The sequence below is a fragment of the Caldalkalibacillus salinus genome (assembly GCF_016745835.1).
GTDB classification, from domain to species: Bacteria; Bacillota; Bacilli; order Caldalkalibacillales; family JCM-10596; genus Caldalkalibacillus_A; species Caldalkalibacillus_A salinus.
The window spans coordinates 136082-159138 of record NZ_JAERVL010000001.1; the positions used below are offsets into that span (position 1 = coordinate 136082).

The window sequence follows — 23057 nt, forward strand, 5'->3', positions numbered from 1 at the left end:
AATGACAAGAGAAAGAAGGGTTACAATGCGCCTTGAAGAGATTCAATCCCCGGAACAAATCAAACATTGCACAATAGAAGAGCTGGAAAAGCTAGCCGAGGAGATACGTCATTTCTTGATCTCACAGTTATCCAAAACTGGCGGACATCTAGCCCCCAACCTAGGCATTGTCGAATTAACGTTGGTTTTACATCAGATGTATGATTCGCCAAAGGATAAATTCATTTGGGATGTGGGCCATCAGGCGTATGTACATAAGATTTTAACGGGGCGTATGGGCATGTTTGACACCTTACGCAAATATAAAGGACTCTGTGGTTTCCCAAAGACGAGGGAAAGCGAGCATGATGTTTGGGAAACCGGGCACAGTAGTACATCTCTTTCTGCCGCAATGGGGATGGCGATTGCTAGAGACCTGAAGAAAGAGGATCACCATGTTGTCGCTGTCATCGGTGATGGTGCGCTCACGGGCGGTATGGCTTTAGAAGCGCTAAACCATATAGGGCATGAGCAAAAAGATATGACCGTGGTCTTGAATGATAATGAGATGTCAATTTCCCCCAACGTAGGTGCCTTGCATAACCACCTTGGCAAGCTAAGAACGGCGAAGCAATACCGTTGGGTAAAAGAAGAGCTCGAATATCTGTTGCGACGCATTCCTGCTGTAGGGGGTAAGCTTGCGAGCACGGCAGAGCGAGTAAAGGATAGCTTAAAATATCTACTCGTTTCTGGTGTTTTGTTTGAGGAGCTAGGCTATACGTATCTAGGGCCAATCGATGGTCATAACATCGAAGAGTTGCTAACGTGCTTTAGTCAAGCCAAACGTACAAAAGGACCTGTCCTTTTACATGTGGTGACTAAAAAAGGGAAAGGGTACGCCCCTGCTGAAGCCGATTCCGATTCTTGGCATGGAGGTGGTCCATACAAGATAGAGTCAGGTGAATTCATTAAAGGCGTTGGAGGACCACCTGACTATAAGAAAGTTTTCGGACAAGCTATGATTGAATTAGCAGAAAAGATACCGGAGGTTGTTGCGGTCACACCGGCGATGTCTTCAGGATCAGGTTTAAATCCTTTTGCTAAAGCTTACCCGGAACGTTTCTTTGACGTAGGGATAGCTGAACAGCACGCTACGACGATGAGCGCGGGTTTGGCCACACAGGGTATGAAACCGGTGACTGCGATTTATTCAACGTTTCTACAGCGGGGTTACGATCAAGTCGTCCATGATGTCACCAGACAAAATTTAAACGTTAAATTCGCCATTGACAGATCCGGTTTCGTTGGTGCAGATGGTGAAACGCATCAGGGTGTCTACGATATTGCGTTTTTACGGCATTTACCGAATATGCGGATTATGATGGGGAAAGACGAAAATGAGTTTAGGAACTTATTATACACATCATTAATGATAGATGGTCCGACCGCTGTTAGGTTTCCTAGAGGGGCTGGCGTCGGCGTCGATATGGATGAGGACTTTCAGCAAATCCCTGTTGGCACGTGGGATATGATCAAGGAAGGTCATGAATGTGCCATACTGGCAGTAGGACCGATGGTTCAATTGGCTGAGAAAGCAGCGGAAGAGCTTATGAAGGATGGCATGAAGCCTTACGTGATTAACTGTCGTTTCATTAAGCCATTAGATGAGAAAATGCTACTCGACTTCGTGCATAAAGGGATACATCTCATCACCGTGGAGGAACATGCGCTTGCTGGAGGATTCGGTAGTGCTGTACTCGAATTCTTTAACGAACAGCAGGTCGAAGGTGTTTCAGTAAAACGAATGGGTGTACCGGACGTTTTTGTAGAGCATGGATCAGTCACTGATCAGAGAAAAGAAGTGGGTCTGACAGTCGAGAACATTGTTAAGCAGGTCCGTTCGGTATACCAAGAAGTGAGAAAAATACAAAGGGCGTAGTATAGCGTGAAAGAGAGAATTGATACCTTACTCGTGCAACAAGGATATTTTGATAGTAGAGAAAAAGCCAAACGTGCCATCATGGCAGGTTTGGTTTTTTGTGCAAATGAAAGGGTCGATAAACCTGGGACAAAGGTCAAGGCTGATCTCCCCATTCAAGTTAAAGGAGCCGCGATTCCTTACGTGAGTCGGGGTGGATTAAAATTAGAAAAAGCGATAAACGATTTTGGGCTTAATCTCAATGACGCATGTGTCCTAGACATCGGGGCGTCCACCGGCGGTTTTACAGACTGCGCCTTACAAAATGGTGCACGCCTCGTTTATGCTTTAGATGTGGGTTACGGTCAATTAGACTGGAAGCTTAGATCTGATGATCGAGTGGTTGTCATGGAACGGACCAACTTTAGGTATGTGCAGCGAGAAGATTTTAAACAAGGTTTACCCAATTTCAGCAGTATTGATGTCTCCTTCATCTCCCTCCGTTTAATACTGCCCGTGCTGTACAACATCTTAGAGACAGAAGGTGAAGTGGTGGCCTTAGTTAAACCACAATTCGAAGCAGGCAGAGAGCAGGTTGGTAAGAAGGGGATTGTTAGGGAGGTTAAGGTACATGAACAGGTTGTTGAAAAAGTAAGTAAAATGGCTTTGTCCATAGGCTTCCATCTGAATGATGTCCATTATTCACCCATTACCGGAGGAGAGGGCAACATTGAATTCTTATTATACTTGCAAAAGCCTCAACACGATGAACAAGAAAAAAGTGATGTCATAGGATTAGATGAGGGAGAACTAACTCAACGTTTACCGCAAGACTGGGAGCTGTTAGAATTAGAGGAGGAGTGGTGTAAACGGATTCATACGGTGGTCCACGACGCTCACTTGCAATTTCAATCGTAAACAGACAAAATAAGGATAATAAGACAATTGAAAAAGTGAACATATTCAGGGTGAGGAGACATGTGGCATGAAACCATTGCAAATTGGGCTAGCCATAAACAGGGGGAAACCAAAGGCGTTAATCGTAGCCAGGGAATTGATTCCTATACTTGAGGAAAAAGGCATTCAAGTATGGGTTGAACCAAGAGTTGCCAATCAGATTGGGCGCGAAGAACTCTCACTTCCTTATCATGATTTTCCAAAACGGGTGGACATGTTATTCGTGTTTGGTGGAGACGGGAGTATTTTGGGCATCGCTCGTGATTTTGCACCATATGACATCCCTATTTTAGGGGTCAATTTAGGACATTTAGGGTTTCTATCAGAGGCGGAACCAGATGATTTGCCCGTGCTTATCGACCAATTACTTACGAGAGATCTACAAAGGGAACAACGCATGATGCTCGAGGCCGAGCTATACCGTGACGGTAAGCGAGTGGACACTTGGACAGCTCTGAATGACATAGGGATCGCCAAAGGCTCCTATAGTCGGATGATTACATGTAAAGTCTATTTGAATGACCAACAGCTGAACACGTTTTTTGGAGATGGTCTTGTGATATCCAGTCCAACAGGCTCAACCGCTTATTCCATGTCTGCAGGTGGTCCGATTTTAGCACCCAACATGAATGCGATTTTATTAACACCCGTTTGTCCTCATAGCTTAACGGCACGACCGATCATCTTGTCATCAGATGAAGAAATTACCATTGAAGTCAGTGCCACGCACCAAGAAATTGGTATGTCCGTTGATGGTCAAATAGGGGTTCAGTTAGACATTTTTGACCAAATTAAGATTAAACGTTCGCCTTATACGACGACACTGTTAAAGTGGAAAGATCGAACGTTTTTTGATGTCATAAGAAGTAAGTTTCATCAAGGTATAGATTAGGAAAGAGGTAAAAGAATGAATAAGTCACAGCGTCATATTCGCATACGTGAGATTATTGCCAAAAACGATATTGAGACGCAGGACGATCTTGTGGACCAGCTACGTGCCGCTGGCTTTAATGTGACTCAGGCGACCGTATCTCGTGATATTAAAGAGTTAAGCCTGATCAAAGTCCCTCTCATGAATGGGAGGTATAAGTACTCCTTACCTGCAGATCAGAGATACAACCCGTTGCAGAAATTATCTCGTGTTCTAGTGGATAGCTTTGTCAGTGTTGATCACACGGAAAATTTAATCGTCATCAAAACATTACCGGGTAACGCTAACACTGTGGGTGTATTAATTGATCACTTAGATTGGGACGACATCATGGGTAATATTAGTGGAGACGATACCATTCTGATTATTTGTAAGGATAAAAACGATACACAGAAAATCGTTCAGCGTTTCTTAGACTTACTATAAGAAGCGATAAGGGTGTGGAGAAATGCTTGTTGAAATTTCGATTAGAAACTTTGCCATTATTTCGTCAGTCACGGTCTCCTTTAGAGAGGGACTACACGTCTTAACAGGTGAAACTGGAGCGGGAAAATCCATTATTTTAGATGCTGTTTCCATGTTGATAGGCGGAAGGGGATCCACCGAATACGTTCGTCATGGTGCCAACAAAGCTGAGATTGAAGGATTATTTGAGTTACCTCAAAATCATCCAGTTAACCCGTTATTAGAAGATATGGGGATTGATTTACAAGACGATGATTCACTGGTCCTAAGGCGGGATATCAGCGCCCAAGGTAAAAGTGTATGTCGTATTAATGGCAAGCTCGTAACGTTAGCCATTTTAAGAGAGATCGGGCAACTGCTCGTGGATATACATAGTCAAAATCAACATCATCAGCTCCTACATGAAGAACGTTATCTAGAGGTCATCGACGGGTATGGTAAAGATGAAATCGCCAAGCATAAACGGGAATACCGTACCCTTTATCAGGAATATAAAGACGTTAGTCACCAGGTCAAACGTTTATTAGAGAATGAGCGACAAACAGCCCAGCGTTTAGATTTACTACGCTTTCAATTAGATGAAATTGCAGCAGCAAGATTAGAGCCAGAAGAAGATGAACATTTACAACAAGAGAAGCAAAAACACGCTCACTCACAGAAGATATTTAACGGTGTTTCGGAGTCTTACGAAGTCCTGCAATCTGATGGCGGCACGATTGATTCTCTCGGGCTTGTGATGAGTCGCTTACAGGACATTGCCGCTTATGATAGCAGTATACAACCTTTGTCTAAAATTGTGGAAGACGTATATTACCAACTTGAAGAAGTGATTCTTCAGCTCGGTCGTTACCGAGATGATTTTTCCTTTCATCCGGATCAATTAAATGAGATCGAAAATCGTCTCGTTGAAATCGATAAGTTAAGAAAAAAGTATGGCTCAAACGTTCTAGAAATATTAGAATACGCAGCGCAAGTCGAGGATGAGTTAGACACTTTGGAACACAAAGAAGAACGAATGGATGAACTTTATACCCGTAAAGCACAGCTAGCGATGGACTTGAGTGTTGAAGCGCAACATTTAACAACCATAAGATCAAGAATATGTCAGCGATTAGAAAAGGAGATACAACAAGAATTGAAGGGCTTACACATGGATCGGTCCCTTGTTGAAATTGAATTAATACCAGCCCAGACCGGTGAGCAAGTGGAACACGATGGCATTACAAGATATCTGCGTCAAGACGGCTGGGATGATGTCCAGATTCGAATTGCTACAAATCCGGGAGAACCCCCTAAACCTCTCTCAAAAATCGCTTCAGGTGGCGAAATGTCAAGGTTAATGTTGGCATTAAAAACGGTATTAGCAAAAAGTGAACCAGTCACAACACTCATATTCGATGAGGTGGATACGGGTGTCAGTGGTCGAGTAGCTCAAGCGATGGCTGAGCGATTGTACCAAATTTCATTGGATAAACAAGTATTAAGCATCACGCATCATGCACAGGTCGCTGCAATGGCAGATCAGCACTATCGCATAGAGAAACACCAAACGAAAAATAACACGCGCACAACCGTGTTACCTCTCCATACAAACGAACGCGCTGAAGAGCTCGCCAAGATTAACAGCGGTGTTGAAGTCACTGACGTGTCTTTACAGCACGCCAATGAGTTACTACAAAAAGCCACTGACATTCAAGCGGAAATTAAGGAGAAGCTATCCAATTAAGGATAGCTTTTTTGTTTAGCCTTAGTTATATTTGTTGGGTTACAAGGCAACATTATAGATACAGTCAAAAGGAGCTGTAGGTAGGGAAGTAGGAGTGTGATGATCGTTGTTCCTTAACAAGCAAAGAGCCTTAGGAGTTGTTCTAGTTGTATGCACCATTTTCTTGTTCATGTCTACACCGTTTCAACATTTCGCATCAATTCCAAATGAAATCCGTATGTTTGAAGGAAATTCTTCAAACCTCCGTCTCACATTACCTGCAGCTGCCCAACTGATCTCCAGTAATGATGCTGTTGTTCATGTCAGTCAACCCCCTTCAGACGTGACAGCAAGTACACAACAAAATGAATCTTCTGGAATCAATGTAGAAGGCGTTAAATCAGGGTCTGCAGAAATGCAACTGAGGTTAGGCAACCTGCCCTTGAAAAAAGTCAAAGTTGATGTCCTCCCAGACATAAAGGTTTATCCAGGTGGACAATCCATAGGTGTTAAATTGAACTCATTAGGGGTTGTCGTAGTGGGACATCACTATATTGAAACGGAAGAGGGAAAAGTGTCCCCAGGTGAAGATGCTAAGGTAAAAATAGGGGACAACATCCTGCGTATGAATGGTATCGAATTAAACAATTTAGAACAAATTGGAGATATTGTTGAGGAAGCAGGAGAGAATAACGAAACATTAGAGCTTGATGTCTTACGTGGGAAAGAGAAGCACAAACTGAGATTAGATCCTGTTTATGACGAAAAAGAGGATAAGTACAGATTAGGGTTATACATCCGTAACTCAGCCGCGGGTGTGGGTACACTTACGTTTTATCATCCAGAATCCGGGGCATATGGCGCCTTAGGTCATGTTATTTCAGACATGGATACTAAAAAGCCGATCGTCGTTGGAGATGGCAATATTGTTCATTCCGAAGTAAGTTCAATTGAGAGGGGTCAATCTGGCCAACCAGGGGAGAAATTTGCCCATTTCCTAAATGATAAAGAGGTATTGGGCGATATCTCAAAGAATACCCCTTTTGGCATATTTGGTCATATGAAAGAACGAATCGATAATGGCGTTCAAGACGAAGCGCTTCCTATAGCGTTAAGGGAAGAAGTGCAGGAAGGACCAGCACACATCTTAACTGTCGTTGAAGGACAGGAAGTTGAAAAATTTGACGTTGAAATTACAGACGTTGTTGAGCAAAAATTCCCTGCAACAAAAGGCCTTGTCATCAAAGTGACAGATCCCGAGCTAATCGACAAAACGGGGGGGATCGTGCAAGGCATGAGTGGGAGTCCAATCATACAGAACGGTAAGCTTGTTGGTGCTGTCACACATGTTTTCATTAACGATCCTACATCTGGCTATGGTTGTTATATAGAATGGATGTTGCAGGATGCCGGTGTTAACATTGAACCACAAGCAGAGGATGACGCTGCATAATTTTAAAATATAGATAGATTACACCTACTCACCCTGGGTTATAATGACCCGGGGTTTTTCTTTATCAAGTAAAAGAAGCTTAAAAAAAGTCATATGAGTGAAAATACAGTTGTCGAAATATGTCGAATGAAAGGTACTGTCATCGAACGGAAGGGGTTTTTATTTTTTTTCGCAAATCAAATAGGAACAGGCAGGAATGGGAAAAGAAAGCGTCGAAACCATGTATCAAACGGAGTTGACCATTGTGTGTCAAGAAGGGAGAGGTTTGACGTTGGATAGAATCAAAATCGCTATGGCAGATGATAATCGTGAATTCATGAATCTTATGAGTGAGTATTTCTCAGATCAAGAGGACATCGAGATTGTGGGTGTGGCCTACAACGGTGTTGAAATGCTTGAGGTCTTAGAGACTGAAGAGCCAGACATTATTATTTTAGACATTATCATGCCTCGTTTGGACGGGTTAGCTGTATTAGAGAAGATACGCATGGAGAGCCTGCAAACACAAGCGAAGGTTATTATGCTGACGGCATTTGGTCAGGAAGAAGTGACCAAAAGAGCGGTTGAATTAGGGGCATCATTCTACATACTAAAACCGTTTGAGATGGACGTACTGGCAAATCGTATTCGCCAATTAACATCCGTTGCATCTTCTGCCCCTTCAGCTCCTATGATGAGTTCTAACATATCTCAACCTAAGCCAAACAATAAAATGACGACGGCAAGAAATCTGGATGCCAGAATCACAAATATTATCCATGAGATCGGTGTACCCGCCCACATTAAAGGATACTTATACCTGCGTGAAGCGATCACTATGGTATATAACAACCTCGAACTACTTGGGTCCATTACAAAAATTTTATATCCAGATATTGCAAAGAAATATAACACGACGTCTAGCCGTGTGGAGAGGGCAATTCGCCACGCGATTGAAGTGGCTTGGAGTAGAGGAAATATTGACTCCATTAACAAGATGTTCGGCTATACTGTCAGCACGCACAAGGCAAAGCCAACAAACTCTGAATTTATTGCCATGGTGGCTGACAAATTACGTTTGGAGTATAAAGCGGGTTGAAAGGAATAATGTTCCAAAGCGAATGCCAAACCGAGTAAATCATCTTAAGATGAAAGGCACTCACGTCTATGTGGGTGTCTTTTTTGATGTTAAATGTGGTCATCCTGTAAAAGTATCCCCTTTAATTTGACTTGATCTTTGGGAATGGTTGGGCTAGATGACAACAGATGGTGATAAGGGCTTAGATACAGGGTGCATATTTTAGCCCTAAGGAAGGCATCAATAAAAGAAAAGGGGGAATCGTCTTGAGCGATTACGGTCAATATGTTGCTCATCTTACGCCAGTGGAAAAACAAAAGGTCAAGCAACTCGAGCAAGAATTAGGTGTGATATTAATTGCCTATGATCAGTCAGCGCAACGTGTCAGTAATCTTGATGAACAACCAGATGTCGAACACCTCACGTCAGTAGAGTATTTAGATGATCCCAACCTTAATCTGCTCTAAAGTGTGTGCCATAGGGTGAGCATGTGCACACACCTGTCTAGGATTAGCATGAGGAAAACTCAAGGAGAGATGACACCATGCCCCAAGTAAAACCCTCAATCACAATTGAAGGTCATGCTTATTTTAGTGACAAGACAAAGGAATTAGTCAAATGGATGCCATCTGAAGGGATTGCCGTTATTCAGCATCAAGATATTGATGAAATGGCAGCCATTTCCTTTGTTCAGAAGAATGTTAAGGCTGTCCTTAATTTGTCTTCGTCTATGTCCGGTCAGTACCCAAGTTCCGGGACTAAGCAGTTATTAGATGCGAATATTCCAGTATTTGATGTCCTCAATAAGCAAGAGTTTAAGGACACGTTTAAACAAGGCTGTAAACTTAATATTGTTGACGAGACGATGATATGGCAGGGGCAAAGCCAACTGCAACGCATCTCTCCTGTTTTGAGATACACGGATGACGTTCTAGATCAAAAAGAAAAATTGGCCAAACAAAATTTGGTGCATAGCTTAAGAGCGTTCACGGAAAACACGCTATCTCATGCTTATCGTGAGATGGACGAAATCTTGAAAACTTACGACCTCCCTCTCATCGCCAACACGCTACGTCATCGACATGTTGTGGTCGTTACTAGAGGCAGTGGCTATATTGAAGATTTGCGGGCTATACACGGTTATATTCAGGAGAAAAAGCCTGTGTTGATCGGAGTAGACGGCGGTGCCGATGCCATTATTGAATGCGGCTATCAACCTGATATTATTTTTGGTGACATGGACAGTGTGTCTGAGGAAGCTTTACAGTCTGGGGCTAACGTTGTTGTTCATGCCTATCCTAATGGCTATGCGCCAGGGTTAGAGGTGATAAAAGCACATGGACTACAGGCTCATCTATTCCCGTGTTTTGGTACAAGTGAAGATGCCGCTCAACTACTAGCCTATGAAGCAGGTGCTGTGCTCATTGTGACCTTAGGTAGTCATACGAATATGTTTGATTTCTTGGAAAAAGGGCGAAAAGGAATGGGTTCGACTTTACTTGTGAGGTTGAAAATTGGTGAAAAGTTAGTGGATGCCAAAGGGGTCAGGCTTCTATATCCTCATCATCAAGTCGAAAAGAGTGGTGAATCCACTTGCATATTAAAGACCACGTAAGCGTCGTCATACCAGCGTATAACGAGGAGGCGCACATTGGACAAACGTTAAGCGTCCTGCAAGATCAAAAATGGGTTAAAGAACTGATCGTTGTCGATGACGGGAGCAGTGATCTCACTCATTATATAGCGGAAAAATACACGGCCCATGTTTTGTCTCTACCACGTAACGTTGGAAAGGCTGAAGCTCTGAAGAGAGGGAGTTTGTATGCCAGATATCCTATATTATTATTCCTAGACGCTGATTTAAGGGAAACGGCCAAACACGCAAAAGCGCTCGTTCAGCCTCTGTGGAAAGGTCAGGCGCATATGACCACCGCTGTTTTTCCCCCTACTTCTTCTAACGGGTTCGGTTTAATAAGAAGGTTCGCACAGTGGCAAATTAAAAAAAAGACAGGCGTATCCCTACAGTCTCCTCTGTGTGGTCAACGGGCTATTTATCGGGAAGTGTTTCATTCCATCTATCGGGGGGATCAGCATTTTGGTGTGGAGGTGGGTCTTACTCTCGACTGTCTAAAGGGGGGCTACAATGTACAGGAAGTGGAGGTCCCCTTTGAACATAGAGAACTGGGTAAGACGTGGCGAGGGATGAGGCATCGTTTAAAGCAAGGGATGTTCGTTTGTCAGGCCATATACGCTAGAAAATAAGGAGTAGAGTGCATGGTTCCTTTCATGTGGTTGATGATTTACATTAGTTATATTTTGCTGTTAAAGCTCTTCACTTTAAGACTATACCGTTACTTTCGTCAACAACGTTGGATGATGATAAACCACAGGGGCGATCAAACAGTCCAAAGCTTTGGTCTGCTTGTCGGACTTCACTATATGATATTTTTGATGCTATTATTAATCGCCTCTGCTTTCACGTCTGCCTATCCCCCCGTCTCTACCCCCGTTATTGGAAATACAGCGTTAATGGACATGGTCATCACGCTCTTATTGTTATTCCCTATGCTCCTTATTGGCTGGATTGATGACCATTATGGCGAAGAGCGTGTCAAAGGCTTGAAGGGGCATTTTTTCTATCTCCTTAAACAGGGGAAGTTATCTACTGGGTTACTTAAAGCCTTAATGGGCATAGCCTTGTCTTTTTTTGTGGCCACCTTATATTCCGAGGCGCTAGCCACGGTCCTCTTTTATACATTGCTTTTATCGACTTCAATTCATGTTTCTAACCTTCTTGACGTACGTCCGGGTAGATCCATTAAAGCGTTTTGGATCGTCTGTCTTTTTACCATTTCATCTTTGTACGCTGAGCACCGATTGGCGATTCTGTTCCCTTTCTTACTATCTACGTTCTTTTTATTTGAATATGACCGTAGACGAAAAGCGATGCTAGGTGACACAGGAGCTAATGTCTTAGGGGGCTTAGCCGGTGTATTTTTGATTCAGACACACAACCTTGGTCTACAAATGGGTAGCGTGATGCTTTTTCTGTTCTTAAGTTTATTTGCGGAACGGCGAAGTATGACGTCATATATAGAAAAAACCCCATGGCTGTCTAGGTTAGACAGATGGGGTACAAGATAACGGATGGTGCTGTCTGATGGGTGACCGCCATCCGTTTATGACATTGACATTTAGTCGTCTATATCGTTTTGAAATTTCGGTTGAACAAGTTTTTTCTTACGGTCTCTATAAAAAATATACCCACCGACAAAAGTAACGCCAAGGAGAAAAAGGCAGGATCCCCCTATGAAAGATAGCCATAGAAAAGGGGTCTCAGGGTCGAAGTAGGTAAAAGTGGCATCACGCATTAATGTCCATCCATACATCCCTAAGGATCCAGGTATGACCAAGATTAATAAAGCGACAAATCGCTGTGGAGATCGTTTACGGTTATGTGTCATATAAGTTCACCCTTGAATTCAGCTTAATCTTGTCTCGTCCTTACCATCATACACAATCCCAATATACTTGTCTATGAACTGTACACACAGTAGGGGGCTGTTCTAAGTGTAGCGTACAGTATACGGCTGCCGTCGATACCCCCTGAGCCATCCATATCCCCCAGATCAGCTTGCGTAGGGAAAGTAAAAGACATACAATAGAGTAGGATCGTGCAATTTTTTTCATAGTAGGGGGGATACCGTGCGTAAGATTTTCATCGTAGGTGGAGGACATGGTGGGACATCATTACTGAGGGCCATGGTTCATATGGCTTCCTTGAAAATTAAAGGGGTGTCAGATGTGAATGTGAACGCCCCGGGTATGATGGAGGCGCGGAAATATGGCATCCCTACCGGAACGGACTACCATCACATGATTGATGACGACATTGAAGTAATCATTGAAGCGACAGGGAACGCTGTTGTCTTTGAAGATTTACGCCACATCAAACCTAAGCATGCTGTTGTCATTCCAGGTAGTATTGCCAAGGTAATGATGGACTTAATTAAGGAAAAAGAAGCATTAATAGAAAAGCTCAGGCGCCACCAGCATGAGCTTGACATTATTTTAAATTCGACACATGACGGTATGCTTGCTGTCAATCAACAGGGAATCATAACCCTGTTTAATCGTGCTGCAGAACGGATTGTCGGTTTAAAAACGGAGGATGTGCTAGGCAAGAAAGTGACAGAGGCCATCCCTAATACACGCTTAGATCGTGTGTTAGAAACAGGACAATCACAGATTAATCAAGAACAGAGACTGACCAATCAATGTAAAATCATCACGAATCGTGTGCCTGTGATTAATGAGCAAGGGGAGATCATAGGTGCCGTTGCTGTATTTCGAGATATAACAGATCTAACCTCCCTCACAGAAGAGTTAATGGAGCTGAAGCAAACGCAAAGTATGCTAGAAGCCATCATAAACTCTTCAGATGACGCGATATCCGTGGTAGATGAAAAAGGGATTGGATTATTAATCAATCCTGCCTATACCAGACTCACCGGTCTAAGGAAAGAAGACGTCCTCGGCAAACCGGCCGATGCAGACATTTCCGAAGGGGAAAGTATGCATATTCGTGTGCTTAAGACAGGCAAAGCTGTACGCGGTGTCCCTATGAAAGTGGGTAAGCAGCGTAGGGATGTCCTCGTAAATGTGGCGCCTGTTTTTGTTGAGGACAGACTAAAAGGAAGTGTCGGCATTATCCACGACACATCGGAAATTAAGCAACTCACCGCAGAGTTGAACCGAGCACGCCGTATTATTCGTACACTGGAAGCAAAATACACGTTTGAAGAAATAATCGGGCAGAGTGAGAAGATGCTTAGTTCGTTTGAACAGGCCAAAAAAGCAGCAACGACGCCCGCTACCGTTCTATTACATGGGGAATCTGGTACAGGAAAAGAACTATTTGCCCATGCGATACATAATGAGAGTGACAGGAAGTATAATCAGTTTATCCGTGTCAATTGTGCTGCCATATCAGAGCACTTACTTGAAAGCGAGTTATTCGGCTATGAAGAAGGTGCCTTTACAGGGGCGCGCCGAGGTGGTAAGAAAGGGTTATTTGAGGAAGCGAGCGGTGGGACCATTTTTCTAGATGAAATTGGCGAAATGAATTTAGAGACTCAATCCAAGCTTTTGCGCGTCCTACAGGAAAAAGAGATTGTACGCGTGGGTGGGGCAAAAGCCGTACCGATCGATGTTCGTGTCATTGCAGCGACCAATGTACAGTTAGATAAAGCGGTTTTAGAGGGGAAGTTTAGAGAAGATCTTTATTATCGCATCAATGTGTTGCCTATTCACATTCCACCTCTCAGGGAGCGACACGGGGATCTGTCTTTGCTAGCTGAACATTTTATCCATAAATTTAATTTAGAATATGGACGTTCTGTACAGACCATTGCAACCGAAGCAGTACAATACTTAGAAGCCTATCATTGGCCAGGAAATGTTCGCGAATTAGAGAATACCATTAGTCGCGCTATGATACATATGAAGCTAAATGAGGAAGCATTGAAATTAGAGCATTTACATCCGTTAAATCTATATGCCACTCCTCCTTCTGCTCAGGATGTTTCTCAAGCTTTAGAACAAGCTAACGCTGATAGTAGCTTAGACGCCGTTTTGTCTTTAGCAGAAAAAGAATACATTACAAAAGTGCTTAAAGCGTGCCAAGGTAACAAAACAAAGACGGCTAAACGACTCGGTATTTCCGTCAGAAACTTATATTACAAGCTAGATAAACACGAGATTACGCTATAACTTATAACGACGGGATAATGTAACTGCGAACCGTTCTGTCATTTTATACCGTGTACATTGAACACCCTGCAATATGTTGCCTGCAAATAATTGCACATACGCATGATGTTGCAGGCATTATAACCACAAATGAAGAAAACGCTTACATAAAAGTGCAACCTATGATGTGCTTTAACCACAGGTGTTATTCATGTTTCACAAAAATATGAGAGTTTTTCTTATGAGTTGGCATGCTTTTTGCATTAAAATAGAGTGAGAAAACTAAAGAACCAGATAACATTAAAACGGATATGGATAGGATGTGATAAAACACATGCACTTACAAGCACTTGTTAATGAAGCACCAGACCAACGTCCAGAAACGATCGCTGTGGCCCAAGCGGCTGACGATGATGTCTTAAGAGCTGTTATACAGGCTACACAACACAACATGGCCCAATTTTGCCTCGTGGGATCAGTTGAAGAAATCAAACAACGTATCGCCCACTTAGGAGGGCAAACCGAACATTATACATACGTTGAGGCGAGGTCAGAGAGGGAAGCATGTGAAAGGGCTGTGCAACAAGTGGCAGACGGCCAGGCAAAAGCCTTAATGAAGGGGTTAGTGTCCACGTCAACACTGCTAAAGGCGGTACTCAACAAGGAAAAAGGACTACGAACACAACAACTTATTAGTCACGTAGCCGCTTTTGAGGTGCCAGGTTATGACCGATTGATTCTTGTTACTGATGCAGCGATGAACATTAATCCTGACTTAAAGGAAAAAGCAAAAATCATTGAGAACGCTGTGAGTGTGGCTCATGCGTTAGGATTAAATCAACCTAAAGTTGCACCTGTGTGCCCTGTCGAAGTTGTGAATCCGGCGATGCAAAGTACCGTTGATGCGGCCACATTATCAATGATGAATCAACGAGGGCAGATTCAGGGGTGCACCGTTGACGGTCCGCTTGCTCTAGACAATGCAGTATCGCAGGATGCAGCACGGCACAAAGGGATACAATCTGAAGTAGCGGGCAAAGCTGATATACTGTTAGTCCCTACTATAGAAGTTGGTAACACTTTATATAAATCCTTAGTGTACTTCGCCCGTGCAAAAGTGGGAGCACTCGTTGTTGGAGCTAAAGCCCCAATTATACTTACTTCACGAGCTGATTCCGATGAAGCGAAGCTGTACTCTATTGCACTTGCGGCACACTACGCTGCTTTCCATTCTTAAAATCAAAACTGGAGGGTTTCCTATGAACATTTTTGAGTATATGGAGAAATACGACTATGAAGAACTTGTGATGTGTCAAGATAAAGAGTCTGGCCTTAAAGCGATTATTTCCATCCATGATACCACACTGGGTCCGGCCCTAGGTGGTTCTAGAATGTGGACTTATCAGAACGAAGCTGAAGCGATTGAAGATGCACTACGTTTGTCCCGTGGGATGACCTATAAAGCCGCAGCTGCTGGCCTTAACCTAGGTGGAGGGAAAACAGTCATCATTGGTGATCCTAAGACGGATAAAAATGAAGCGATGTTTCGAGCGTTAGGTCGCTTTATCCAAGGCTTGAATGGTCGTTATATTACTGCGGAAGACGTCGGTACAACCGTGGCTGATATGGACCTTATTCATGAAGAAACAGACTTTGTTACTGGGATATCGCCCGCATTCGGAAGCTCTGGTAACCCATCTCCGGTGACAGCCTATGGGGTGTATGTAGGGATGAAAGCCACGGCCAAGGAAGCGTTTGGTGATGACTCCCTCGAAGGAAAGACGATCGCCGTCCAAGGGGTGGGGAACGTCTCTTTTAACCTATGTCAATATCTACATGATGAAGGTGCTAAGCTTATTGTGACCGATATTAACAAAGAGGCAGTCCAACGTGCTGTAGAAGCGTTCGACGCAAAAGCGGTGGATATCAATGATATATACAGTGTAGATTGTGATATCTTTTCACCGAACGCACTTGGTGCAGTGATCAACGACGATACGATTCCCCAGTTTAAGTGTCGAGTCATTGCTGGTGCAGCAAACAACGTATTAAAAGAAGAGCGTCATGGGGACCAGATACATGAGATGGGCTTCTACTATGCACCAGACTACGTCATCAATGCTGGCGGCGTCATTAACGTTGCTGACGAGCTATTAGGATACAATCGAGAACGTGCCATGAAGAAGGTGGAAGGCATCTACCAAAACATAGAGCGCGTTTTTGATATCGCTAGTCGAGATGGCATTGCAACCTACCGTGCAGCAGACAGAATGGCAGAAGAAAGAATTCAATCACTAAGGAATACCAGAAGCACCTTCCTCACTAATGAGAAATCAATGTTGAATGGACGTGGTTAAAGAATAGGGGAAGGCCATGCTGTGGAAGCTTCCTTTCAGTAAGCATGGGGAGACTAAAATAATAGAGAGAACGGATGGGAGTGTCTAGAGTGGAAACAAACAATTATCGATTACTCGTGATTAACCCCGGGTCTACATCTACAAAGATTGGCATATACGATAACGTAAGATCGGTCTTTGAAACCACTTTACGCCACGAAACTGAGGAATTAAGCAAATTCACGACCCTCATTGAGCAGTATGAGTTTCGTAAAAAAGTGATTTTAGATACATTACACACCGAAGGGATTAATTTACAAAAATTGAGTGCTGTTGTAGGGAGAGGAGGTGTGCTGCGCCCAATTCCCGGTGGGACCTACCGCGTGAACGAGGACATGTTACAAGATTTAAGAAGTGGTCAGTATGGCGAGCATGCCTCTAATTTAGGCGGTATTATTGCCGACGAAATCGCGTCACAGCTGAATATACCAGCTTACATTGTTGATCCTGTTGTTGTTGATGAGCTACAACCAATCGCAAGGCTATCGGGTGTACCTGAATTAGAGAGAAGGAGTATCTTTCACGCTCTGAATCAGAAAGCCGTGGCCCGAAGAATGGCTCAGCAAATAGGAAAGACCTATGAACAGTGTCGGTTTATTATTTGCCATATGGGTGGGGGTATTACAGTAGGTGCCCATCAACAAGGTCGAGTCATCGACGTCAACAATGGCTTGCATGGCGATGGTCCTTTTTCACCTGAAAGAGCAGGGACCGTACCTGCGGGGGATCTTGTTTCCCTTTGTTTCAGCGGGGAACATTACTCAGGTGAAGTGATGAAGAAATTAGTTGGACAAGGCGGTCTCGTCGGTTATTTGGGTACTAATGATGCGCGTGAGGTTGAGAAGCGGATTGAGCAGGGAGATGAAAAGGCGCATCTCGTTTATGAAGCGATGGCTTATCAAGTGGCTAAGGAGATCGGTTCAAGTGCGGTTGTCTTAGAAGGCCAAGTTGATGCCATCATCCTCACGGGTGGGCTTGCGTACGGTAAATCATTTGTCAATATGATTAAGGAGCGCGTAAACTGGATCTCGGAAGTGAAAGTGGTACCAGGAGAAAATGAGCTTCAGGCATTAGCTGAAGGAGGTCTTCGTGTCCTTCGCGGCGAAGAGAATGAAAAGGTCTATCCCAACAAGGTTGTTGAGCATTCATTATAAATCATTTGATAAAAAAAGCATTGGACATATATTCACTGAACCATAAATGAACAGAAAGGGGGCTTCTACATGGCCCAAGAGTATGATTTGGTTGTCCTAGGAGGCGGTACGGGGGGCTACGTTGCCGCCATACGCGCGTCGCAACTAGGACTAAAGACGGCTATTGTTGAAGCGGAGAAACTTGGAGGAACATGCCTACATAAAGGGTGTATTCCATCAAAATCTCTACTACGGAGTGCAGAGGTCTATGCCACGCTAAAAGACGGTGAAGAATACGGCATTGTGGCACAAGATATAGGCTATGATTTTAGCAAGGTGCAAGAGCGTAAGCAAAACATTGTGAATCAACTTCATCAAGGCGTCCAGTACTTGATGAAACAAGGCAAAATTGACGTTTATGAAGGGTTTGGTCGTATATTAGGTCCGTCTATCTTCTCTCCAACAGCCGGGTCAATCTCTGTTGAAAAGAACAACGGAGAAGAAAACGATATCCTAGTACCTAAAAACGTGATCATCGCAACCGGTTCTAAGCCTCGGACCCTACCAGGGCTTGAAATTGATGGCGAATATACATTAACGAGTGACGAAGCGCTAGAGTTAACCTCACTGCCATCCTCTGTTGTGATTGTCGGCGGTGGCGTCATCGGGATTGAATGGGCGTCTTTATTTAGCGACTTCGGTGTAAAGGTGACCGTTGTCGAGTATGCCGATCGTATTCTGCCACTTGAAGATGAAGCGATTAGTAAAGAAATGACACGTCTATTGAAAAAGAAAAAGGTGAAAGTCGTCACGAAGGCAAAAGTACTCCCTGACACACTTACAAAAGAAGAAGGAAAGGTGACGATTAAGGCGGAGACAAAGAACAAAGAAGAAACGTTTGAGGCTGACAAGCTGCTCGTATCAGTCGGACGTCGCCCAAATGTAGATAATATTGGATTACAAAACACAGATATTAAAGTGGACCATGGCGCTATTGCTGTAAATGAGTATATGCAGACGGCTGAGTCTCATATCTACGCTATTGGGGATGTGGTTGGCGGCTTGCAGTTGGCTCATGTTGCTTCTCATGAGGGGATTTTAGCAGTGGAACATCTCGCTAACCAGAATCCAGACCCTATCAACTATGAGCACATCGCCAAATGTACCTATAGTCGTCCAGAAGTGGCGAGTATTGGTCTAACAGAAGCGCAAGTAAAAGATAGAGGATATGAGTATGAAGCGGCTACGTTTTCGTTCAAAGCGATTGGTAAAGCCCTTGTCTTCGGTGAAAAAGACGGTTTCGTCAAGGTCATTAAGGATAAGACAACTGAAGATTTGTTAGGGGTTCATATGATTGGGCCGCACGTCACAGACTTAATCTCTGAAGCGAGCTTGGCCATGGTCTTAGACGCTACACCTTGGGAGATTGCACACGCCGTACATCCGCATCCTACGCTAAGTGAGGTGATTGGCGAGGCAGCCCTTGCTGTGGATGGAAAGGCGATTCATTCATAAATACAATGAAAAAAAACATGCATGATATATGAGGAGGGATTACATCAATGTCTGAAAATAGACATGAAGCTTTGGGGCTAAGTCATGAAGATGTGACTGAGATGTATCGCACGATGTTACTTGCACGTAAGATTGACGAAAGAATGTGGTTGCTAAACCGTGCCGGAAAAGTGCCGTTTGTCATCTCATGTCAGGGACAAGAAGGGGCACAAGTCGGTGCTGCATTCGCTATGAATCGAGAAAAAGACTATGCCGCCCCTTACTATCGTGACATGGGGGTTGTCCTCGCTTTCGGGATGACGGCCAAGGAACTAATGCTATCAGGTTTTGCCAAGAAAGAGGACCCCAACAGTGGTGGGCGACAAATGCCAGGTCACTTTGGTTCTAAGAAATACCGTATACTGACAGGTTCATCTCCTGTGACAACTCAAGTACCACATGCTGTAGGCGTAGCACTAGCAGGTCGCATGGAAAACAAGGGTATTGTCACGTTTGCCTCCTTTGGGGAAGGTTCAAGTAACCAAGGGGATTTTCATGAGGCTGCGAATTTTGCTGGTGTACATAAGCTACCGGTTATATTCTTCTGTGAAAACAACAAATATGCCATCTCTGTCCCTGTCAGTAAACAACTGGCCTGTGAGAGTGTCGCTGACAGAGGTCAAGGCTACGGTATGCCTGGTATTCAAGTAGATGGGAATGACCCATTAGAAGTCTACCAAGCGGTCAAAGAGGCAGCAGACCGTGGGCGAAATGGTGAAGGACCTACCTTGATTGAGGCGATAACGTATCGTCTAACTCCTCATTCTAGTGACGATGATGATAGAACATATCGAGATCAGGAAGAAGTACAAGAAGCGAAGAAACTCGATGCGATTAATAAATTCAGAACGTACCTGCTAGAGGCGGGCGTTCTTACCGAGGAGCAAATCAAGGCCATTGATGAAGAGATTGCTGAGGAAGTGGATGAGGCGACGGAATACGCTGAAAATGCACCATACCCAGATCCAGAGAGCACACTAAAGCATGTCTATGCGGAGTAAGAGTGGGAAGTCAGACATGATGAAGGCTCATGTAATGATTGAAGGCCTTGTGACGTCAATTTTAGAAGACGGAGGAGAAAAGCAATGGCAGTAATTTCATACATTAATGCTGTAACACAAGCGTTACAGGAAGAAATGGCAAGGGATGAAAAAGTCTTTGTTTTAGGGGAAGATGTCGGTAAGAGAGGGGGCGTTTTCAGAGCCACTGAAGGTCTATACGATCAATTTGGCGAGGCGCGCGTGATAGATACGCCACTTGCGGAATCAGCGATTGCTGGTGTGGCCATAGGGGCCGCTATGTACGGTATGAGACCCGTAGCTGAGATGCAATTCGCCGATTTTATTATGCCGGCCGTCAATCAAATTGTAAGTGAAGCGGCTAAAATACGGTACAGATCTAATAATGACTGGACGTGCCCTATTGTGGTGCGTGCGCCTTACGGTGGAGGGGTACACGGTGCGTTGTACCATTCTCAAAGTGTGGAGGCTATGTTTAATAGCACACCGGGTCTTAAAATCGTGGCGCCTTCAACCCCCTACGATGTAAAAGGGCTATTAAAAGCGGCGATTCGCTCTGAAGATCCGATTCTATTCTTCGAGCACAAACGTTGCTATCGTCTGATTAAGGGGGAAGTACCGGAAGAAGATTACACGTTACCGATTGGAAAAGCGGAAGTGAAGCGGGAAGGGACGGATGTCACCGTCATCTCATACGGGCTAACACTGCACTTTGCACTACAAGCTGCAGAACAGCTTGAAAAGGAAGGGATTAGTACACATATTCTTGATCTGCGCACGCTCTATCCTTTAGACAAAGAATCCATCATTGAAGCGGTTTCCAAGACAGGAAAAGTCCTCTTAATCAATGAAGATAACAAGGAAGGTGGCGTATTGGGTGAAGTGTCTGCCATTATAGCAGAGCATGCGCTTTTTGAGTTGGATGCACCCATTCAAAGGTTAGCAGGACCTGATGTGCCGGCGATGCCTTACTCCCCGCCTATGGAAAAATACTTTATGCCTAATCCTGATAAAGTAACGCAAGCGATCAGAACGTTAGCTGAATTCTAATAAAACCACAACCTAAAAAAAAGAAGTATACGTGAGGAGGGTGACTATGGCAACGAAAGTGACAATGCCCCAACTTGGTGAAAGTGTCACTGAAGGTACCATCAGTAAGTGGCTCGTTCAAGTGGGAGATACAGTGAAGAAATACGATCCGTTATGCGAGGTCATGACGGACAAAGTAAATGCAGAAGTACCTTCATCCTATGCAGGTACCATAACGGAAATTGTAGCGGATGAAGATGAAACCATTGAAGTAGGCGGTCTCATCTGCTATATGCAAGTAGAAGGAGAAGAGCCTACAGACACGTCAACAGACGAAGCGTCAGCGGATAATACCCAAGCCTCAAGCGCAGAACAGCAGGAAAAGCCGTTGACTAACCAGCAAGAAGCGCACAAAGAAGCGGATGCTCATCGCTCACAAGCGGATAAATCTGTAGGAAAGAAACAGCGCTACTCACCTGCTGTTGTTCACCTGGCGCAAGAACACGGCATTGATTTAACTCAGGTACAGGGGAGTGGAAAAGGTGGCCGCATCACAAGAAAGGATCTGTTGCAACTGATTGAGTCTGGTCACATACCTCAGACTTCAGGGGGGACACAAGAGAACCCCGCTCAAGACCAAACGGCGTCTGTAACAGCAAACCATAGCGGTCAACCTGAAGGCCACAAAGCTGCAACGACTCAACGTTCCCCTGAAGTCATGAGCGCAGAGGGAGATGTAGACATTCCTGTCTCTGGCGTACGCAAAGCGATCGCAGGGAAAATGCTGCAAAGTAAACACGAAGCACCGCACGCCTGGACAATGGTAGAGGTGGATGTGACGCATCTTGTGTCGTATAGAGAGCAAATGAAACAATCATTCAAGCAAAAAGAAGGCATTAATCTAACCTTCCTCCCCTTCTTTATAAAAGCGACAGTAGAAGCACTGAAAGAGTTCCCTATGATCAACTCTCAATGGGCAGGGGATAAAATTATTCAGAAAAAGGACATTAATATCTCCATTGCTGTGGCTACGGAAGATGCATTGTTCGTGCCCGTGATTCGACATGCGGATGAGAAGAGTATTAAAGGTATTGCCAGAGAGATTGATGATCTCGCTCGTAAAACGAGAGAAGGTAAGCTCAGCTCTGAGGATATGCAGGGTGGAACATTCACGGTAAACAACACAGGATCATTCGGGTCTGTACAATCCATGCCTATTATTAACTATCCGCAAGCGGCTATCCTCAGTGTCGAGTCTATTGTCAAACGTCCGGTGGTCGTCGATGGCATGATTGGTACAAGAGACATGGTTAACTTATGTATGTCTCTTGATCACCGCATATTAGACGGATTAATTTGTGGGCGTTTCCTACAACGGGTCAAACAGAAATTAGAAAACATGGGAGAGGGCACTAGTTTGTACTGATCCCTACTAAAAAATGCTGTTAAGGGCAGGTATGCACCTGTCCTTTTTCGGCTTTACAATACACCTATGAAACTGCTATATGAAATCAGACATGTGGGATGAAGGGATGTGCTGGAGGGTTTACCTACCGCCTTTATGAAGCCCTTCTTTCCCTCATGGTTTCAATAAAAAGAAGGCCTGACTAAGAGCGGCCGTAAGCACGTACCCAGCATCGCATTAAAACGAGTTAAAAGCCTATTTTTCAGCATCATGGGAGTGCGGAGCTTGCGCTTCTTAACCCAACA

The 23057-nt window shown here is 44.1% G+C and carries 20 protein-coding genes; 19 read left to right on the forward strand and 1 reads right to left on the reverse strand.

The window, feature by feature from the left end; translation table 11 throughout:
• Positions 1-25 precede the first annotated feature (25 nt).
• The 11 genes from dxs (at position 26) to JKM87_RS00675 (ending at position 11609) form a co-directional block, all read left to right on the forward strand.
• On the forward strand, positions 26-1918 hold the full coding sequence (dxs, locus tag JKM87_RS00625) for a 1-deoxy-D-xylulose-5-phosphate synthase (RefSeq protein ID WP_236838535.1): 1893 nt from the start codon (positions 26-28) through the stop codon (positions 1916-1918).
• Between the two features lie 6 nt (positions 1919-1924).
• The gene (locus JKM87_RS00630) at positions 1925-2815 is read left to right on the forward strand and encodes a TlyA family rRNA (cytidine-2'-O)-methyltransferase (protein WP_202076730.1); all 891 of its coding nucleotides are present in this window, start codon (positions 1925-1927) and stop codon (positions 2813-2815) included.
• Positions 2816-2882: 67 nt separating this feature from the next.
• Positions 2883-3746, forward strand: coding sequence for an NAD(+)/NADH kinase (locus tag JKM87_RS00635; protein ID WP_202076732.1), 864 nt, complete (start codon positions 2883-2885; stop codon positions 3744-3746).
• 15 nt (positions 3747-3761) lie between these two features.
• Positions 3762-4211, forward strand: coding sequence for a transcriptional regulator AhrC/ArgR (gene ahrC / locus JKM87_RS00640; RefSeq protein ID WP_202076734.1), 450 nt, complete (start codon positions 3762-3764; stop codon positions 4209-4211).
• Positions 4212-4233: 22 nt separating this feature from the next.
• Positions 4234-5976 (forward strand): DNA repair protein RecN, encoded by a 1743-nt coding sequence (gene recN / locus JKM87_RS00645; RefSeq protein ID WP_202076736.1) that lies wholly within the window; start codon positions 4234-4236, stop codon positions 5974-5976.
• Between the two features lie 106 nt (positions 5977-6082).
• Positions 6083-7408: a SpoIVB peptidase gene (spoIVB, locus tag JKM87_RS00650; protein ID WP_202076739.1), complete on the forward strand. Its 1326-nt coding sequence runs from the start codon at positions 6083-6085 to the stop codon at positions 7406-7408.
• Positions 7409-7679: 271 nt separating this feature from the next.
• Positions 7680-8486 carry a sporulation transcription factor Spo0A gene (spo0A, locus tag JKM87_RS00655; RefSeq protein WP_202076740.1) on the forward strand — a complete coding sequence of 269 codons (807 nt, stop codon included), beginning with the start codon at positions 7680-7682 and terminating at the stop codon, positions 8484-8486.
• Positions 8487-8731: 245 nt separating this feature from the next.
• Positions 8732-8932 carry a hypothetical protein gene (locus JKM87_RS00660; RefSeq protein ID WP_202076742.1) on the forward strand — a complete coding sequence of 67 codons (201 nt, stop codon included), beginning with the start codon at positions 8732-8734 and terminating at the stop codon, positions 8930-8932.
• Positions 8933-9009: 77 nt separating this feature from the next.
• Positions 9010-10080 carry a putative cytokinetic ring protein SteA gene (gene steA / locus JKM87_RS00665; protein WP_202076744.1) on the forward strand — a complete coding sequence of 357 codons (1071 nt, stop codon included), beginning with the start codon at positions 9010-9012 and terminating at the stop codon, positions 10078-10080.
• Positions 10059-10727 (forward strand): glycosyltransferase family 2 protein, encoded by a 669-nt coding sequence (locus JKM87_RS00670; protein ID WP_202076746.1) that lies wholly within the window; start codon positions 10059-10061, stop codon positions 10725-10727. Before steA ends, JKM87_RS00670 begins: the two co-directional genes overlap by 22 nt.
• 12 nt (positions 10728-10739) lie before the next feature.
• The gene (locus JKM87_RS00675; RefSeq protein WP_202076748.1) at positions 10740-11609 is read left to right on the forward strand and encodes a hypothetical protein; all 870 of its coding nucleotides are present in this window, start codon (positions 10740-10742) and stop codon (positions 11607-11609) included.
• Between the two features lie 50 nt (positions 11610-11659).
• On the opposite strand, the gene JKM87_RS00680 is transcribed toward JKM87_RS00675, so the two are convergent.
• A complete protein-coding gene (locus tag JKM87_RS00680; RefSeq protein WP_202076750.1) occupies positions 11660-11929 on the reverse strand; it encodes a DUF2627 domain-containing protein in 270 nt (89 codons plus the stop codon).
• 241 nt (positions 11930-12170) lie between these two features.
• Here JKM87_RS00680 and JKM87_RS00685 point away from each other — a divergent pair, with 241 nt between their 5' ends.
• From JKM87_RS00685 to JKM87_RS00720, 8 genes are all read left to right on the forward strand, one after another.
• Complete coding sequence (locus JKM87_RS00685; RefSeq protein ID WP_202076752.1) at positions 12171-14237, forward strand: sigma 54-interacting transcriptional regulator; 2067 nt, start codon at positions 12171-12173, stop codon at positions 14235-14237.
• Between the two features lie 313 nt (positions 14238-14550).
• The gene (yqiS, locus tag JKM87_RS00690; protein WP_202076754.1) at positions 14551-15453 is read left to right on the forward strand and encodes a phosphate butyryltransferase; all 903 of its coding nucleotides are present in this window, start codon (positions 14551-14553) and stop codon (positions 15451-15453) included.
• A gap of 22 nt (positions 15454-15475) precedes the next feature.
• Positions 15476-16573: a Leu/Phe/Val dehydrogenase gene (locus tag JKM87_RS00695; protein ID WP_202076756.1), complete on the forward strand. Its 1098-nt coding sequence runs from the start codon at positions 15476-15478 to the stop codon at positions 16571-16573.
• A gap of 74 nt (positions 16574-16647) precedes the next feature.
• Positions 16648-17766: a butyrate kinase gene (buk, locus tag JKM87_RS00700; RefSeq protein ID WP_236838487.1), complete on the forward strand. Its 1119-nt coding sequence runs from the start codon at positions 16648-16650 to the stop codon at positions 17764-17766.
• Between the two features lie 69 nt (positions 17767-17835).
• Positions 17836-19260 (forward strand): dihydrolipoyl dehydrogenase, encoded by a 1425-nt coding sequence (gene lpdA / locus JKM87_RS00705; protein WP_202076758.1) that lies wholly within the window; start codon positions 17836-17838, stop codon positions 19258-19260.
• A gap of 47 nt (positions 19261-19307) precedes the next feature.
• Positions 19308-20300, forward strand: a complete 993-nt coding sequence (locus JKM87_RS00710) for a thiamine pyrophosphate-dependent dehydrogenase E1 component subunit alpha (protein ID WP_202076759.1) — start codon at positions 19308-19310, stop codon at positions 20298-20300.
• Positions 20301-20384: 84 nt separating this feature from the next.
• On the forward strand, positions 20385-21368 hold the full coding sequence (locus tag JKM87_RS00715) for an alpha-ketoacid dehydrogenase subunit beta (RefSeq protein WP_202076760.1): 984 nt from the start codon (positions 20385-20387) through the stop codon (positions 21366-21368).
• Between the two features lie 46 nt (positions 21369-21414).
• Positions 21415-22773, forward strand: a complete 1359-nt coding sequence (locus tag JKM87_RS00720) for a dihydrolipoamide acetyltransferase family protein (protein WP_202076761.1) — start codon at positions 21415-21417, stop codon at positions 22771-22773.
• Positions 22774-23057 lie beyond the last annotated feature (284 nt).